We start from the raw sequence: 16737 nt of genomic DNA on the forward strand, positions 1-16737 counted from the left end.
ATGTTTCCGTTCGGTAAGGAAAGATTGCCGAAACACGCTGCAGCGCACAACATAATTCTGTCACACGCCCGCCGGTTTGCGGAGCATGTTGCACCAGCGCAACAGTGGTGAGGCGTCAGATCAACGGATTTACGGACAGCGAATCGTTGCTGACATGTATCTGGCGATGCGCGAACGGGATCTGGATTCCATGTTCCTTGAACAGCACCAGAACCGGTCGAGCACGTCGGAGCGGACATTGCCGACCCCGCTTTCGGGATCGCTGACCCAGGGGGGACGATGCGCGCAACCTGTCGTCCACGCCCGGAGCTCATTTGCGGGATCGTCGCCAGCCCTGCGCATGCGGTCAGGCGGCCGGATTTATGCCAGCGCGGCCCGGAAGCGTTCGAGCCCGGCGGCGAGATCATGGATCAGGTCGTCGGGATCCTCGATGCCGATCTGCAGCCGCACCAGCAGCCCCGGATCGCGGCGCCTAGTCGCGGTCCGGTAGCGCGCCGGATCGACCGGCAGCGCCAGGCTTTCGAACCCGCCCCAGCTATAGCCGATGCCGAAATGCTCGAGTCCGTCGATCAGCGCGGCACGGGCCTCGTCGGTCGCGTTCCTGAGGGTGAAGGAGAACAGCCCGGTCGACCCCTTGAAGTCGCGCAGGAACAACTCGTGGCCCGGACAGTCGGGCAGGGCCGGATGGAAGACGGCGGCGACCTCGGGTTGCTCCTTCAGCCAATGGGCGATCTTCAGCGCGCTCGACTGGTGCTGGGCAAGACGGATGGCGAGCGTGCGCAGGCCGCGCGAGCCGAGCCAGCAATCGTCCGGGCTGGCGATCTGGCCGAGCTGGAAGCTCGTATCGCGCAGTTTAGTGAAATGGCCGAGTGCGGCGGTGACCGATCCGAGCATCACGTCCGAATGGCCGACGATATATTTGGTGCAGGCGAGGATCGACAGGTCGATGCCGCGTTCGATTGCCTGGAAATAGAGCGGCGTTGCCCAGGTATTGTCGAGCAACGTCACGATGCCGCGCGCCTTGGCCGCGGCGACGATGGCGGGGATATCCTGCACCTCGAAGGTCAGGCTGCCCGGGCTCTCCATGAGGATCGCACGCGTCTTGTCGCCGATCAGCTCGGCGATGCCGGCACCGACCATCGGATCGTAGAAGCGTGTCGCGATGCCCAGGCGCTTGAGCAAGCCGGTGCCCATCGACCGGGTCGGATCATAGGCGCTGTCGGGCAGGAGCAGCTCGTCGCCCGGCGACAGCACCGAGAGCAATGCGGCGGCGATCGCCGCGACCCCCGAGGGATAGAGGAAGGTCGCTTCGGCGCCAGGCTCCAAGTCCGTCAGCGCGTCGGCGAGCGACCATTGGGTGGGGGTGCCGCGCCGGCCGTAGAACAGGCGGTGGTGCGTATCGCGCCCGCCCGCCGCGCGGAGCTCCGCGACCGAGCCGTAGAGGATCGTCGATGCGCGCCACACCGGCGCATTGACGATCCCCTGGGTCCATTCAGGCCGACGGCCAGCGGAGACGACGCGGGTCGCGTCGCCCTTGGTGTGGCCGTCCTTCTCACTCATTCGATACGCTCACGCTGTTCCCATTGCCTTGGGGGTTGATCGGTCGGCGCCCCATTCGGACCAGCTGCCGTCATAGATGGCGGCCTCGTTGCCGAGCAGGTGGGCGCCGAAGGCGAGGACCGCGGCGGTGATGCCCGATCCGCATGTCGTGACGAGGGGCTTGGCCAGATCGATACCCGCCGCGTCGAATTCCGCCTTCAGTGCTTCGCCTTGTTTCCAGGTACCGTCAGCATTGAACAGCTTGCCATAAGGCAGGTTCTTCGACCCCGGGATGTGCCCGGCATGGGTGGCGGCGCGTGGATCGGGCTCCTCGCCGGTGAAGCGCGGGGCGGAGCGGGCGTCGAGCACCTGCTCTGCACCGCTGACGAGATTGGCCTTCATCTGGTCGAGGTTGCGCACGCTCTTGTCGTCGGCCCAGACGGTGAAGTGACGGTGGCGCAGGCTTTCCTTGCCGGTGGCGACTTCACGCCCCTCGGCTTGCCATTTGGCGAGGCCGCCATCGAGGATCGCGACGTCGTGCGCGCCGAACAGGCGAAGCATCCACCAGGCACGCGCGGCGGTGTGGTGCGGGGAATTGTCGTAGAGCACGACGCGGCTGCCGTCGCCCAGACCGAGCGACTGCATGCGGCTGGCGAATTTCTCGGGCGGGGGCAGCATCGAGGGCAGGGGGTTCGACGTGTCGGACAGATCGGCCAGGTCCATGAACACCGCGCCGGGGATGTGCGCCGCCTCATATTCCGCCGCCGCATCGCGCGGCGCTTCGCCGGGCAGGGTGGTGAAATAGGTGGCGTCGACGATCCTGAGGTCGTTCGCGCCCATCTCGTTCGCGAGCCATTCCGTCGTAACCAGCGAGTCCATGTGTTCCTCCTAAATAGTCCGCTCGGGGCGAGCATCCGGTGACTCCCCTCCCTCCACCGTCCCGGGGAGGAAGAACGACCCAAGGCCGGAGCGCTGGGCGGAAGGAAAGGAATCTCCTGATCTTGTGTCTAGCCAGTGGCAGAGGCGGCGTCGAGCCGGAGCGCGCGATTCCGCCGTTTTCCCGCAATCGTTCCATTTTACGCGCCGGCACCCTAGATAGTCGTCATGACTCCCAAGCATCTCGGCCAGTCCAGCGCGCTGCCCGCTTCTCCCGCAGAGGCAGTGCTCGATTATGTTCCCAATCCGCGTCCGGGGCGGCCGTATCTGGTGCGCTTCACCGTGCCCGAGTTCACCTCGCTCTGCCCAGTAACGGCACAGCCGGATTTCGCGCATCTGGTGATCGATTACGCGCCGGGCGAGACGATCGTCGAGTCCAAGTCGCTCAAGCTGTTCCTGGGCGCGTTCCGCAACCATCAGGCGTTCCACGAGGATTGCACCGTCGGCATCGGCGAGCGGCTGACCGCGGAGATGAAGCCGATCTGGCTGCGAATCGGTGGCTATTGGTACCCGCGCGGGGGCATTCCGATTGACGTGTTCTGGCAATCCGGCCCGCCGCCGGAGGGCCTCTGGCTACCCGTGCAGGACGTCCCGGGATATCGCGGCAGGGGGTGAGCCGTTCATTTCGGCTTAATCTTGACGTAAGTTATCGCGAATCTCTTGTTGCGTTGCAGCAATGGTGCAACCATATTGAAACTTGGCCGTTCGTGGGAGGCAATTTCGGGGCTCCCAGCCCCGTTTCACAAGAGGTTTCAATCGATGGCTCCTTCGGAAAAGGTCGTGACCCCGATCGATCACCTGGCATTGATCGGCAATTTCCTTCCCCGGAAATGCGGCCTTGCAACATATACGACTGACACGTTCACCGCGCTGAAGGGCCGATTCCCCGACCTGAAGATCGACGTCTATGCGATGGACGACCATCCCGGGCGCTATCACTACCCCGCCGAAGTGACCGCGAGCATCCCCGACCAGGACCGGTTTGCCTATATCGATGCTGCCCGCGCGATCGAGCGCAGCGGAGCGCAGGCGCTGTGGGTCCAGCACGAATATGGCATCTATGGCGGGCCGGCGGGCGAGCATCTGCTCGCCCTGCTCGACCGGGTGTCGATCCCCGTCATCGTCACGCTTCACACCATTCTCGAAAAACCCAGCGCCGATGAACGTCGGGTGATGGAAGGGCTCCTGCGCCGGGCCGCCAAAGTCATCGTGATGGCCGAGCGCGGCCGCGAGATCCTGGAGCGCGTCTACAGCGCCAATCCCCGGTCAATCGTGATGATCCCGCACGGCGTGCCGGATCGCGCGTTCGTCGATCCCGCAACGTTGAAGGAGCAGTTCGGCTGGCAGGGGCGCAAGACGCTGCTGACCTTCGGCCTGCTCGCGCCCAACAAGGGCATCGAGACGATGATCGATGCACTGCCGGCGATCGTCGCGGAGCATCCAGACGTGCTGTACGCGGTGCTTGGCGCGACTCACCCCAATCTGGTCGCCCATGAGGGCGAGGCGTATCGCGACCGGCTGAAAGCGCTAGCCGCCGAGCATGGTGTCGGCGCGCATGTCGAGTTCATCGACGCGTTCCTCGAGCATGACGACCTGATCGACTATCTCCAGGCGGCCGATATCTATGTAACGCCCTACAACAACCCGGCGCAGATCACCTCGGGTACGCTGTCCTATGCCGTCGGCGTGGGCAAGGCGGTCGTCTCGACGCCCTATGTGCACGCGACCGAAATCCTCGCGGACGGACACGGCGTGCTGGTCGATTTCGGTGACAGCGCTGCCTTTGCGCGAGAGATCAACGCGCTGCTGGGCAGCGAGGGCGACCGCACCGCCTTGTCGCAGCGCGCTTATGCGCGGGGGCAGACGATGATCTGGCCGCGCCTCGCCGAGGTGGCGATGGGCGAGATCGTCGAGATGGTCGCGACCAAGCCGCGCCGGATCGCATCCAGGGTGCGCCTGACGGTGCTCAAACCGGATATCGCCGCGGTCGAGCGGATGAGCGATTCCACCGGCATGCTCCAGCATTCCATCTATTCGGTGCCGGACCGCCGCCACGGCTATTGCATCGACGACAATGTTCGCGCGCTGATGCTGATGACGGCGATCGACACGCTCGACGAGGGCGTGCGCGACAAATGGATGACGATCTATGCGTCCTTCATCCAATATGCCTGGAATCCGGACAAGCGCCGTTTCCGCAACTTCATGAACTTCGATCGAACCTGGTGCGAGGAATATGGGTCGGAGGATTCCAACGGCCGTACGATCTGGGCGCTGGGCGTGACCGCGCGGCGCGCGACGCTGGTGAAGCATCGCGACTGGGCGGTGCGGCTGTTCGACGAGACGGCGTCGCTTGCCTTCGAGCTGCAAAGCCCGCGCGCTCAGGCCTTCGCCATGCTCGGTGCCGCCGCGATGCTCGGCGCGCATCCTGGGCATGAACTGGCGCTCAACATCCTGGAACGCTTCTCCAACGACCTGCTCGCGCTGGTCGAGGAAGCGCGGCGGCCGGAATGGGAATGGTTCGAGATCGTGCTCGCCTATGACAATGCGCGGCTGCCGGAGGCGCTCATTCGCGCCGGCATGATGCTCGGCCGCGAGGATCTGCTGAAATGCGGTCTTTCGACGCTGAGCTGGATCGTGGCGCAGCAGACGTCACCCGAAGGCCGTTTCCGGGCGATCGGCACGGAGAGCTTCGGCCGCGCCTATGAAGAGCCGCTGCCGTTCGACCAGCAGCCGCTCGAAGCGCAGGCGACGATCGATGCCTGCTCTGCCGCGTTCAAGGCGACTGGTGATGCGCGCTGGGTCGAAGAGGCGATGCGTGCCTATCGCTGGTATCTCGGCCAGAACGACCTCGATCTGCCGCTCGCGTCGGCTCAGGATGGCGGCTGTTTCGATGGCCTCATGCCGACCGGTTTGAACCGCAACCAGGGCGCCGAGTCGATTCTGGCGCTTCAATTGGCATCTTGCGCCATTTCGGGGCTTTCAAAGCGGGCCGAAAGCATGGCAGGACCTGACGGACGCGCCGCCGCATAGCCTCGCTAGCGACGTCGCCAGGACGTCATTACGCGAGGCCATACGTGATAGAACTGTTTCACCACGCACTGCGGCTGCATGCCGATCCTTCTCGTGTCGTGGTGCGTCCCTTTCATCTGGCCTGGGCCGGCAACGGCGGGAGCCGTACCGAGCGACTGGTGAAAGAGGTGATGGAACTCGACACCGCGGCGACGCGGGCCGAGCTTGAGCTGGTGCTCAAGGATTTCGAGGCGCGCCACTGGCAGACCCGGCGTGTGTTCATGACCCGCTATGACGAGATCGAGGAAATGCTCGGTCTCGACGGGACCGAGATCGGGGACGAGAAGCGCCAGCTGATCGGCGCGTATTTCTGCCACGAATACAGCTATGCCGCCGCCGCGCTGATGAACCCGAGCGCCGTGCCGCATTTCGACCAGACCGGCATGCCGGAAGGATCGCTGCGTATCCTGATGTCGCTGCGCGCGGTGGGGGAGGGCCACATCTCGTCGGTCGCCTTCCGCGAAGGCATCATCACCAGTCGGAACGAGCTGAAACTGGCGCCCGAGCCCCCCTTCGCCACCGCGACCGATGCGGTCGGCCAGGACGAGGAGGAGCTGCCCGAGGGCGAGATCACGGTCTTTCGCCATCGCGATTCCACCCTGTCGGGCACGGTGATCTTCCCGATCACGGCGGCGCAGTCGAAGGGGCTGGAGGATCTGCGCCTCGTCAAGTTCACGCATGACGACGGCTCGGCCGAATGGCTGGGCACCTATACCGCCTATAACGGCTCGTCGATTCAGTCCGAGCTGCTGCGCACCCGCGACTTCCGCGCGTTCGATCTGGTGCCGATGACCGGGCCCGCGTCGCGCAACAAGGGCATGGCGCTGTTCCCGCGCAAGATCGGCGGACAATATATGATGATGGGGCGGCAGGACGGGGAGAATCTGTTCCTGCTCAAGTCCGATACCCTCACCCATTGGGAAGAGGGCGAGAAGCTGCTGACGCCGCATTATCCGTGGGAGCTGGTGCAGATCGGCAATTGCGGGCCGCCGATCGAGCTCGACGAGGGCTGGCTGATGCTGACTCACGGCGTCGGCGCGATGCGCAAATATTCGATCGGCGCGGTCTTGCTCGACAAGGACGATCCGTCGAAGGTGCTCGGCCGCACGCGCGAGCCGATCCTGGCGGCGGCACATGAAGACCGCGAGGGTTATGTGCCGAACGTGGTCTATAGCTGCGGCGCGATCCGCCACGGCGACAAGCTGTTCGTGCCGTACGGCGTGGCGGACAGCTCCGTGGCGTTCGCGTTCATCGACATCAAGGTGCTGCTCGCGGCGATGTGAGCCCCTCCCGCGAAGGAGGGGCTTGAAGGGTCAACGCGCCATCGATTTGGTGCGGTTGTAGAGCAGCCAGATCAGACCGGCGAACACGACCGGCGCCGCGAACAGCGCTATCGTCGCGAAGCTCGCGCCGACCACCGCCAATGGCGCGTCCTTGCCCGTGGCGCCGACGATGCCGGCAAAGGCTACGCCGAACAGGCTTTCGCCGACGATCAGGCCGGTTGCCGCGAGCGTGCCCATGCGCTCGGCAAAATCGGGGTTGCTCTGGCGCCTGGCCCATTTGTCGTAGAAATGGCCGATCAGCGCGCCGACCGGGATGAGCAGGGTCAGCGCCATCGGCAGATAGATGCCCATGCCGACGCCGAGCGGGGGCAGGCGCATCTTGCCGGCGCGGCCGAGCATCTCATCGAGGAAGATCACCACCACGCCGATGCCGGCGCCGACGCCGATCAGCCGCCAGTCGAGATCGCCGCCGAGCACGCCCTTGGCGAGGGACGAGATCAGCGCCGCCTGAGGCGCGGCGAGCGCAGTCTCCTTGGCATTGGGTGCGCCCTGGAAGGTGAAGGCGGTGTTGAGCAGGTCGAGCACCGGCGGGATCACGAGCGAGCCGAAGATCACGCCGAGCACCAGCGCGAACTGCTGCTTCCACGGCGTCGCGCCGACCAGCTGGCCGGTCTTGAGATCCTGCAGATTGTCGTTGGAGATGGTCGCGACCGAGAAGACGATCGCGGTGGTGAACAGGGCATAGGCGATCAGCGCGTTGGTGCGGGCGACGTCCGTGCTGTGGCCGTAGATCGCGACCAGCAGCAGCGAGGCGCCGAGCACGGCGAGGATGCCGACGCCCGAGACCGGACTGTTCGACGCGCCGATCAGCCCGGCCATATACCCGCAGACCGCGGCGATCACGATCCCGATGACGAGGATGTAGAGGATCGTGCCGAGGATCACCGCAAAGCCGTGATCGTGGATCGGGCCGCCCGCCGAGAAGCTCCACAACAGCCAGGCGATCGGGGGCAGGGTGCCGAGGATCGACAGGCCGACAATGCCGATCGGCAGGTCGCGCTCGGTCAGTTCGAGGATCGAGCCCGCCTGCCGGGCGCGCGACGCCGCCATGGCGGAGCGGATGCCGCCGATGATCGGGCCGAGGATCTTGAGCAGGGTCCAGATCGCCGCGACGCCGATCGTGCCGGCGCCGATGAAGCGCACTTCGGAGCGGAACACGGTGCTGACCACCGTGTCGAGCTCGCCCGGTACGCCGCTGGTGAGATAGGGCATCAGCACGCCCCAGGCGATCACCATGCCGAGGAACATCGCCGCGCCGACCGACAGGCCGACGAGATGGCCGACGCCGATCAGCGCCATCGAGAAGCTGGTCGACGCGCCGGTCGCGCTGCCGCCGATGCGGAAGTTCTTCACCGCTTCGCCCGCGACGAGCTTCATCGCGGCGAGCAGGGCGAAGCCGGACGAGACGAGCGAGCCGAGGATGATGACCTTCAGTCCCTTGGCATTCTCCTCGTCGCCATCTTCCGCGGCACCGACCTTGAGCACTTCGGCGGCGGCGACGCCTTCGGGATAGGGCAGGTCCGATCCGGTGACGAGCGCACGGCGCAGCGGCACCGAGAACATCACGCCGAGAATACCGCCGACCGCGCAGACCGCCGCGGTGGTCCAATAGGGGAAGCCGGTCCACCAGCCGACCAGGATCAGGCCGGGCAGCACGAAGATGATCGCGGCCAGCGTGCCCGCGGCGCTCGCGATCGTCTGGACGATGTTGTTCTCCAGGATATTGGCATCCTTGAAGAAGCGCAGGATCGCCATGGAGATGACCGCCGCCGGGATCGAGGTGGCGAAGGTCAGGCCGACCTTCAGGCCAAGATAGACATTGGCGGCGGTGAACAGGACGGTGATGAGCCCGCCCAGGATGATGCCGCGAACGGTAAGCTCGGCGAGCGGGCGGGCGGTTGGGGTCGTGGATGCTTGCATGGCATATCGTGGCATAATCGGGCGGGTTTGGGACAGTGGTTTCTGTCGAAACCTGTCTGCCGCGCAGGATGACCTGCCCGTAAGCGCGGCAGAGGCCGCGTCCGATTCTGGCGCTGCGCATCGCTGTTATCGACCCCGTAACAGCGAAGAACAGGGAAGAATTTTATTTTTTCGGCCTTTTCGTCCGTTTTGTTGGAAATATTAGCTTTATTTTATAATAGTTTAATGGCCATTATCGCTGTAATTCCATAACAGGGAAACGGGTGCGCGGAACAGCGAAAGGCCGCGACCAGAACAGGGACCGGCGAGTCCGACGGGGTGACGACCAGGCTGACTCAGTGTTCATGCGGCGGATCGTGATCCACCGCGGCATAAAGTTGAATCGAGGTCGCCAGGGCCAAAGCGCGCTGTGCCGCCAGATCAGGCCCGCGCGTATTGCCGCAGATACAGCCGGCCGCCCAGCCATACCGACGGGAATGCCGTCACTGCCAGCGCAATCGGGTACCAGCGCGGGGCGAGGTTCAGGTTCCAGCTCGCCAGCACGCCGACGATCCCCCCCAGCGTGCCGATCACTGCCAGGATGATCACGTGACGCATCCGCGCGCGCGGGGCGAGCCAGGCGGTGACGAATCCGCCGGCGACGGAGAAGAGGCAGCGATAGGCAAGGGCTAGGAGATTGTGCCACGGGTTCCACATCGCGCCGCGCGGAATGATGCCGGTGCTATGCATGATCTCGTCGGTGCCGATGTGAGTCATCACGATGAGGATGAAGCCGGCCAGCACGGCGGCAACGCTGCGGAGATAGAGCCATGGCATGCTGGCTGGTCGATCGGTCATGCGCGCTCCCCCGGTAGTCCGTCGATGATGCCATAGCTCGCGGAAGCTGGACAGGTCGCCCGCCCGTTCATTCGCTTCATTGACCGGCTACCATGATGCATATACATCATGCGTGTGACCGCTCTCCCTTCCGATTCTCCCTGCGCGTGCACATCGTTGCGCAAGGCCGCGCGCGCCGTGTCGCGCGTCTATGACGAGGCGCTGAGCGGGACGGGGATGACGATCGCGCAATTCTCGGTGTTGCGGCACATCGCGCGCGGCGGGGAGGCTCCGCTGAGCCGGCTGGCCGAGGCGCTGGTGATGGACCGGACCTCGCTGTACCGCGCGCTCGCGCCGCTCGAGCGGCAGGGCTGGATCGAGGTCGCGCGGGCCGCGCGCGGGCGCACGCGGATCGCCTCGCTCACCGACGCGGGGCGCGCCGCGATGGAGGGCGCGACCGGCCCATGGCGCGCGGCGCAGGAGCGGCTGATCGGCGCGTTCGGCGCGGACGACTGGACCCGGCTCGAAACCCTGTTGCGCGGCGTGGTCGATGTGGCCGGCCCGGCGCATGACTGACCCGCGAGGAACCCGCATGCCCCTGACCCGACTGGCCGGCCGAGCGCCCTATATCGTCGTCGGCGTGACCTTCCTCGCGCTGCTCATCTCCGCCGGGCTGCGATCTGCGCCCGGCGTGATGATGGTGCCGCTCGAACTGCATTTCGGCTGGGACCGCGCGACCATTTCCTTTTCGGCAGCGGTCGGGATCTTCCTCTATGGGCTGGTCGGTCCGTTCGCCGCGGCGCTGATGATGTCGCTGGGGATCAAGCGGACCATGCTCGGCGGGCTGTTGCTGATGTCGGCCGCGACCCTTGCCAGTCTGTGGATGACCGCGCCGTGGCATTATGTGCTGACCTGGGGCGTGCTCTCGGGCGTGGGCAGCGGCGCGGTCGCCTCCGTGCTCGGCGCGGCGGTGGTCAATCGCTGGTTCGCGACGCGGCAGGGACTGGTGATGGGCATGCTGAGCGCGAGCACGGCGACGGGCGCGCTGGTGTTCCTGCCGCTGCTGGCCTGGCTGTCGAGCGCCGGCGCGTGGCAGCCGGTGGCCATCGCGGTCAGTATCGCCTGTATCGCGCTGGTTCCGCTCGTCCTGTTCTTCGTGCCCGAGCGGCCCGGCGATGTCGGCATTCGTCGCTTCGGCGAAACCGATGCGAGCGCGCCGCCGCCGCCGCTGAAACAGGCCGCGACGCCGATGCTTGCCTTTGACGCGCTGTTCCGTGCCGCGCGCACCCCGATCTTCTGGCTGTTGTTCGGCACCTTCTTCGTCTGCGGCCTGACCACCAACGGGCTGGTCGGCACGCATATGATCGCCTTTTGCGGCGATCACGGTATCGCGCCGGTCGCGGCGGCGGGGCTGTTGTCGATGATGGGGCTGTTCGACCTGGTCGGCACCACCGCCTCGGGCTGGCTGACCGACCGCTACGATCCGCGCAAGCTGCTCTGCGTCTATTACGGCCTGCGCGGCCTCTCGCTGATCGCTCTGCCCTTCATCGATTTCGGCGCCGTGAGCCTGACGGTGTTCGCGATCTTCTACGGCCTCGACTGGATCGCGACGGTGCCGCCGACGGTGAAGCTGGCCAATATGTCGTTCGGCGAGCGCGATGCGCCGATCGTCTTCGGCTGGATCATGGTCGGGCACCAGATCGGCGCCGCCACCGCCGCATTCGGCGCGGGCGTGATCCGGGAGCAGACGGGCACCTATCTGCCGGCCTTCCTGATCGCGGGCGGGTTCGGCGTGGCAGCATCGGTGCTGATCGTCGCGACTGGGCTGGCGGGGCGCCGAGTCGCGCGGGCGATCTGAGGGCACATTGTTGACAGGAGGCCTTGTGTCTCCTTGTGCTCCCGCGAAGGCGGCAGCCCAGCCTGGGCTCCCGCCTTCGCGGGAGCACAAGGAGGCTGGACGGCATGGCTTATTTGGCCAGCGCCGCCGCGATCTCCGCGCCCTTTGCCGCCTTCAGGTCGCCGCAGTGGCGGATCGATTCCACGGTGCGCTCGAAGTCGAGCACGCCGGCGCCGGCTGCCTTCACCTTCGGGCCCAATATCGTCTCGATCCGGTCGGCGCGATCGGCGCCGCATTGGAAGATCAGTGCCTGGGGCAGGCGGCTGGTGATGAACACGCCGTTGCCGCTGGCGAGCAGCGAGTCGTAATGGGCGAGGATCCATTCGCCGGCATGCTCGACCGTTCCCTCGGTCGTGGCGAGGGTCTGGATCAGCATGAGCTTGTCATAGGCGCGCAGCCGCGCGTCGGTCAGGCCGAGCAGATAATCGGCGACGTCGGTGCGGCCGCTCGCGGCCGCGGCGCCCAGCGCCGCGCTGCGCAGGACCGGATCTTCGCTCGCCAGACCGGTCTCGATCAGTTTCCGCGCGGCGGGAACGCCGCCCTTCGCCACCGTCACGGACAGCGCCGTGGCGAGATAGGCCTGGTCGAGCGCCTGCTTGTCGCCCGCCAGATATTTCTCCGCGGCCGCCTGTAGCGTCGCGGTCAGCGCCGCATCATGGCCTTCGCGCACGACATAACCGACCAGGCCCTGGCGCAATTGCTGCTTGCCGGGACTGTCACCCTTGTGGGCGCCCGCTGACGGATCGAAGCCGATCGCGGCGAGATGCGGGGCGTAGGTCGTGGCCATCAGCCGGCGATAGGCAGCGTCGGATTCCGGCGCGATCAGACCGCGCAGCTTGAGCCCGGCGAGGCGCGCGGCACCGTCGACGCTGAGACCGGCATCCGGATTGGCGGCGAGGTTTTTCGCGGCAGTGATCAGCCAGGCGGCAGGGGCCTTGCCGGCGCGGAACGCGGCCCAGAGGCTGTCGTCGGCGGCCAGGCCCTCGGCCGGATCGATCGCGGCGAAGGTGCCGATCAGCGCCTGCCAGTCCTTTGGCTCCAGGTTGAAGCGATAATAGCCGGTGCCGCCGACATTGGGCATGATCACGCCCTTACTGGCCGTGGCGAGCGTGGTGACCGGCTTGTCGAGCAGGGTACAGCTCTTCGTCGTATCGACGCGCAGGCAGAACGGGATGGTCCATTGCTCGGGCTTGGGCGTGCTGCCGAGGAACGCGTAGCGCGACTGAGTCGCGACCAGCTGGCCGCCCTTGTGTGCGATGTCCACGACCGGCACGCCCTGCTGATCGACGAAGCTCTTCATCGCGGTCAGCACGCGCGGGTCCTTCGCGCCGTCGGCGAGCGACTGGAAGAACTGTTCCGAGGTCGCATTGCCATAGGCGTGGCGCTTCAGGTGGAGCCGCACGCCGGCCTTGAACTTCTCGTCGCCGAGATAGGCGGCGATCATCGAGATGACGTGCCCGCCCTTGCCATAGGTGATGTTGTCGAACGCGCCGTCGATCTGGCTGTTGTCAGTGATCGCCTGGTGAATAGGACGGCCGACCTCCAGCGCGTCGGTGTTCATTGCGCGGAAGCCCTCGTCCAGCGCGCCGACACCGATATTGAGCTCGGGCCGCCATTCGTTGCCGATGCGATAGCCCATCCAGTTGGCGAAGCTCTCGTTCAGCCAGATATCGTCCCACCAGGCCGGTGTGACGAGATCGCCGAACCATTGGTGCGACAGCTCGTGCGCGACGATCATGCCGAAATCCTGTTTCTGGCCGGTGGTCGCGCCCGCATCGAGCAGGATGATGCCGTCGCCATAGATGTCGGCCCCGGCATTCTCCATCGCGCCCGGCATCACCGGCGACGCGATCTGGTCGAGCTTGGGGAAGGGAAAGGGCTCGCCGAAATATTTCTCGAGCAGGCTGACGATGCGCGGCGTCTCCGCCATGACATAGCCGAGCTTGCCGGCATGCGCGCGGGTCGCGACGGCGCCGAGCGGCAGTGGAGCGGCACGCTCCGGGGTCGGCGGGACCATGCCCTTTTCGTGCAGGAACGGACCAGTCACCACCGCGACGAGATAGGTCGGCAGCGGCCTGGTCGGCTCGAATTCATGCCGTGCCATGGCGGCGGGCGAGGTCGTGCCGGTCGCGCGGGCGTGCTTCGCCGCCGCGGAGTCCGGGTCGATCGCGATCGGCGTGACCCTGGTCTCGCGCGTGTTGGTGACGACCTCGTTGCCGGCGGCCGTCAGCACCGAGACGGTGAAGGGCGTCTTGAAGCCGGGCTCGTCGAACGACGGGAAGGCGGCGCGGGCATCGATCGATTCGAACTGGGTCCAGCTATACCATTGGTCGGCGACCTTGATGCGATACAGGCCCGAGGCGCCGTCGCCGAAGCTGCCGTCATAGTCGAAGCTGAGGGTCGCCTTGCCGGCGGGCAGGTCGCTGGCGAAATCGAGCCGGGCGACGCCCGTGGCATCGACCTGAGTCCAGCGCGCCGGGATCTGCTTGCCGCCGACGGTCGCATAGGCGCCCTGCACGCGGAGATCGCGGCCGTGCAGGTAGAGGGTCCTGGTCGCCGCCTTCACCGTGACGTCGATCTCGTCATGGCCGGAGAAAGTCGGCTGATCGGGCAGGATGGTGAAGGTCAGGCGGTACGCGCTCGGTATCGCGGCATCGGACAGCTTGCCCCTGGGCGCGGCGGCGTCCGCGACGATCTGCGTCGCGGCGGGCGGGGCGGCGGGCGTCGCAGCGGTCTGGGCGAGCGCGCTGGTGGACAGGAGCGACAGGCAGGTCGCGGCAAAGACGGCACGCATCGGAAAATCCCCCAAAAGGTGAGGCTTGGCTAATAGAAGGTCAGCTCGGCGGCAAGCGGCCCGGCGAGTCAATCGAGCCCATTGTCGAGGAATCGTTCGGCGACGGCGCAGTGCATCGCCACACCGCGCGCCATGACCTCTTCCTCGATCGTCATGCGCGTATTGTGCAGCGGCGGGTTGGTCGGGGCATCGCTGCCTTTGGGCGCTACGCCGAGAAAGGCCATGGAGCCGGGAATTTCGCGCAGGACATAGGAGAAGTCCTCGCCGCCCATGATCGGCGCCTGCATCGTGCGCCAGGCGTCGGACCCGCCCAGCTCCTCGGCGACGCTGCGCATCAGGCCCAATGCGCGCGGATCGTTCATGGTGACGGGATAGCCGTCGTCGATCACCACCTCGGCGGTGCAGCCATGCGCGAGCGCGATATGCTCGGCGATGCGGGTGAGGCCCTCGCGCGCCTTGGCGCGGGTGGCGTTGGACAGGGTGCGCAAGGTGCCCTTCATCTTCACCTCGTCGGGCACGATATTATAGGCGGAGCCGGCGTTGATCTGCGTGATCGACAGCACCGCCGGATCGCTGACCGGAATGTGGCGGGCGACAAAGGCGCTGAGCGCGGTGACGATCTCGCAGGCGACGGGGATCGGATCGATCCCCTCATGCGGCATGGCGGCATGGCCGCCCTTGCCGCGAACGGTGATGTTGAGCGCATCGGTCGAGGCGAGCAGCGCGCCCGGGCGGCTCCAGAACATACCGGCCGGCGCGTTGGGCATGATGTGGAGGGCGAAGGCCGCTTCCGGCCGGGGCTCGTCGAGCAGCCCGTCCTCCATCATGTAACGGGCGCCGTGATAGCCCTCCTCGCCGGGCTGGAACATGAAGACCACCGAGCCCGACAGCCGGTCGCGTCGGGCGCAAAGCGCACGGGCGGCGCCGACCAGCATGGCGCTGTGCGCGTCATGGCCGCAGGCGTGCATCGCATTGGGCACCTGCGAGGCGAAGGGCAGGCCGGTTTCCTCCTGCATCGGCAGCGCGTCCATGTCGCCGCGCAACAGCACGGTGCGGCCATTGTCGCGGCCGCCGCGCAGGATGGCGACGAAGCCGGAGGTGCTCGTGCTGTCGCGCAGTTCGAGCGGTAGGCCGGCGAGAGCGGCCTTCAGCTTCTCGGTGGTGCGGTCGCAATGCAGCCCGATCTCCGGGTCGGCATGGATCGCGCGTCGGAGCTCGACGACATCGGCCAGCTCGGCCTCGGCCGCGGCGCCCCAATCCTGATGAAGATCGAGAGTGGCGTCCATCGTTCGAGTCCCTTGCTGCATTGCCGAAGGGCGAGCCTACGCCTCGGGCAGCGCCGCTTACAAGCCCAGCCCTACAAGCCCAGGGCCGCCTTGATCTGCCCCCAACGCACCAGCTTGAAGTTCTGCGCCCGGGGCGGGTTCACGCCGTCCTGCGCGATCATGATGCCGTCGGGAAAAGCGGGGCCGAAATCGCCGGTCGCGATCTCGATGCCGTCAGTCTCCTCGGTCGCGCCGAAAATGCCCGGCGCGATGCGATAGCGGCCAACATAGCGATCGTCGGCGAGGCGATAGACGGCATAGGCATTGTCGCCCTGGCTGGAGACGACGAGATAGCCGCCATCGCCTTCCTGGGCGATCGCCACGCCTTCGGCATCCGCCACGATCTGCCTGCCGTCGGCGGCGGCGATCTTCACTGGCTCGACCGGGCCATCGGCGCGCGCGTCGAATCGCCAGAGACCGACATCTTCCTCGGCGACATAGAGTCGCGCGGTACGCGGGTCGGCGACACAGCCTTCGGACTGAGTGGCGAGCTTCATGGTGCGGACGATCTCTGCCTTTGGCATCGCACCGGTCACATCGAGCGCGAGCTGGCGGATCGTGCCGTCCTTCGCGACCATGAAGGCGTAGAGCGCGGTCGGTGCGCGGTATAGGCACATGCCGTACGCCTCGCCCGCGCCCGCTGCCACCTTGCCCAGCGCGGTCAGCTTCGCGGACACAGGATCGAGCGTGAACAGCGCGACCTGCGCGTTGAGCGGATCGTTGCGGTCGCTGGCCGCGACGATGATCCGGCCATCATGCTCGGCGAGCGCGACATTGTTGACCCGGCCGGCGTCGTGGAAGTCCCTGACCTTGCCGTCCAGGCCGTAGACATAGAGCCCTGCCTTCTTGTCGGTGCCGACGATCAGGCTTGCCGCCGGGTTGGCCGCATTGCGCCAGATCGCGGGGTCGTCGGCCGCGTCGGCGTTCGCCGTGGCGACCGCTTCGGTTTCTCCCGATGCCTGGACGGTAACCGCCGGCAGGGCGTGCGCAATGCGCGCGGCCAGGGGAGTCTCCGTTGCAGTGCAACCAGATAGCAACAAAAGAGTCATTGAAATGTAACGGATATCGCACTTCCAGGTCATGTTCGACTCCTAC

The 16737-nt window shown here is 66.3% G+C and carries 12 protein-coding genes; 5 read left to right on the forward strand and 7 right to left on the reverse strand.

Annotation, left to right across the window (positions count from 1 at the left end; genetic code table 11):
- Window positions 1-360: 360 nt before the first annotated feature.
- Both metC and sseA read right to left on the reverse strand, forming a co-directional pair.
- Window positions 361-1560 carry a cystathionine beta-lyase gene (gene metC, locus ACZ1I2_RS09005; protein WP_465174355.1) on the reverse strand — a complete coding sequence of 400 codons (1200 nt, stop codon included), beginning with the start codon at window positions 1558-1560 and terminating at the stop codon, window positions 361-363.
- A gap of 9 nt (window positions 1561-1569) precedes the next feature.
- Window positions 1570-2418: a 3-mercaptopyruvate sulfurtransferase gene (sseA, locus tag ACZ1I2_RS09010; RefSeq protein WP_465174354.1), complete on the reverse strand. Its 849-nt coding sequence runs from the start codon at window positions 2416-2418 to the stop codon at window positions 1570-1572.
- A gap of 225 nt (window positions 2419-2643) precedes the next feature.
- On the opposite strand from sseA, the gene queF reads away from it, so the two are divergent.
- The 3 genes from queF to ACZ1I2_RS09025 all read left to right on the forward strand — a co-directional run bounded on the left by queF (window position 2644) and on the right by ACZ1I2_RS09025 (window position 6830).
- Entirely contained in the window at window positions 2644-3090 is a 447-nt protein-coding gene (gene queF / locus ACZ1I2_RS09015; RefSeq protein WP_465174353.1) for a preQ(1) synthase, read from the forward strand.
- 144 nt (window positions 3091-3234) lie between these two features.
- Window positions 3235-5508 (forward strand): glycosyltransferase family 4 protein, encoded by a 2274-nt coding sequence (locus tag ACZ1I2_RS09020; protein WP_465181620.1) that lies wholly within the window; start codon window positions 3235-3237, stop codon window positions 5506-5508.
- 44 nt (window positions 5509-5552) lie between these two features.
- Window positions 5553-6830 carry a glycoside hydrolase family 130 protein gene (locus ACZ1I2_RS09025; RefSeq protein WP_465170021.1) on the forward strand — a complete coding sequence of 426 codons (1278 nt, stop codon included), beginning with the start codon at window positions 5553-5555 and terminating at the stop codon, window positions 6828-6830.
- A gap of 30 nt (window positions 6831-6860) precedes the next feature.
- On the opposite strand, the gene ACZ1I2_RS09030 is transcribed toward ACZ1I2_RS09025, so the two are convergent.
- A complete protein-coding gene (locus tag ACZ1I2_RS09030) occupies window positions 6861-8810 on the reverse strand; it encodes an OPT family oligopeptide transporter (protein WP_465174352.1) in 1950 nt (649 codons plus the stop codon).
- A gap of 420 nt (window positions 8811-9230) precedes the next feature.
- Window positions 9231-9647 carry a hypothetical protein gene (locus tag ACZ1I2_RS09035; RefSeq protein ID WP_465174351.1) on the reverse strand — a complete coding sequence of 139 codons (417 nt, stop codon included), beginning with the start codon at window positions 9645-9647 and terminating at the stop codon, window positions 9231-9233.
- Window positions 9648-9803: 156 nt separating this feature from the next.
- On the opposite strand from ACZ1I2_RS09035, the gene ACZ1I2_RS09040 reads away from it, so the two are divergent.
- Together ACZ1I2_RS09040 and ACZ1I2_RS09045 are read left to right on the forward strand one after the other, a co-directional pair.
- A complete protein-coding gene (locus ACZ1I2_RS09040) occupies window positions 9804-10202 on the forward strand; it encodes a MarR family winged helix-turn-helix transcriptional regulator (protein ID WP_465174350.1) in 399 nt (132 codons plus the stop codon).
- 16 nt (window positions 10203-10218) lie between these two features.
- Window positions 10219-11484, forward strand: coding sequence for an MFS transporter (locus ACZ1I2_RS09045; protein WP_465174349.1), 1266 nt, complete (start codon window positions 10219-10221; stop codon window positions 11482-11484).
- 109 nt (window positions 11485-11593) lie between these two features.
- Here the strand turns inward: ACZ1I2_RS09045 and ACZ1I2_RS09050 are convergent, their stop codons facing one another.
- The 3 genes from ACZ1I2_RS09050 to ACZ1I2_RS09060 form a co-directional block, all read right to left on the reverse strand.
- Window positions 11594-14317 (reverse strand): M1 family metallopeptidase, encoded by a 2724-nt coding sequence (locus ACZ1I2_RS09050; RefSeq protein WP_465174348.1) that lies wholly within the window; start codon window positions 14315-14317, stop codon window positions 11594-11596.
- A 68-nt stretch (window positions 14318-14385) separates the two neighbouring features.
- Entirely contained in the window at window positions 14386-15603 is a 1218-nt protein-coding gene (locus tag ACZ1I2_RS09055; RefSeq protein WP_465174347.1) for a M20 metallopeptidase family protein, read from the reverse strand.
- A gap of 71 nt (window positions 15604-15674) precedes the next feature.
- Entirely contained in the window at window positions 15675-16691 is a 1017-nt protein-coding gene (locus ACZ1I2_RS09060) for a phytase (protein ID WP_465174346.1), read from the reverse strand.
- Window positions 16692-16737: the final 46 nt, after the last annotated feature.

Source organism: Sphingomonas sp. BL-S-29, from assembly GCF_055521495.1.

Bases quoted from the DNA above. Each gene is read 5' to 3' on its own strand.
- metC (WP_465174355.1), bottom strand. From the start codon at position 1,560: ATGAGTGAGAAGGACGGCCACACCAAGGGCGACGCGACCCGCGTCGTC.
- sseA (WP_465174354.1), bottom strand. From the start codon at position 2,418: ATGGACTCGCTGGTTACGACGGAATGGCTCGCGAACGAGATGGGCGCG.
- queF (WP_465174353.1), top strand. From the start codon at position 2,644: ATGACTCCCAAGCATCTCGGCCAGTCCAGCGCGCTGCCCGCTTCTCCC.
- ACZ1I2_RS09020 (WP_465181620.1), top strand. From the start codon at position 3,235: ATGGCTCCTTCGGAAAAGGTCGTGACCCCGATCGATCACCTGGCATTG.
- ACZ1I2_RS09030 (WP_465174352.1), bottom strand. From the start codon at position 8,810: ATGCAAGCATCCACGACCCCAACCGCCCGCCCGCTCGCCGAGCTTACC.
- ACZ1I2_RS09035 (WP_465174351.1), bottom strand. From the start codon at position 9,647: ATGACCGATCGACCAGCCAGCATGCCATGGCTCTATCTCCGCAGCGTT.
- ACZ1I2_RS09045 (WP_465174349.1), top strand. From the start codon at position 10,219: ATGCCCCTGACCCGACTGGCCGGCCGAGCGCCCTATATCGTCGTCGGC.
- ACZ1I2_RS09050 (WP_465174348.1), bottom strand. From the start codon at position 14,317: ATGCGTGCCGTCTTTGCCGCGACCTGCCTGTCGCTCCTGTCCACCAGC.
- ACZ1I2_RS09055 (WP_465174347.1), bottom strand. From the start codon at position 15,603: ATGGACGCCACTCTCGATCTTCATCAGGATTGGGGCGCCGCGGCCGAG.
- ACZ1I2_RS09060 (WP_465174346.1), bottom strand. From the start codon at position 16,691: ATGACTCTTTTGTTGCTATCTGGTTGCACTGCAACGGAGACTCCCCTG.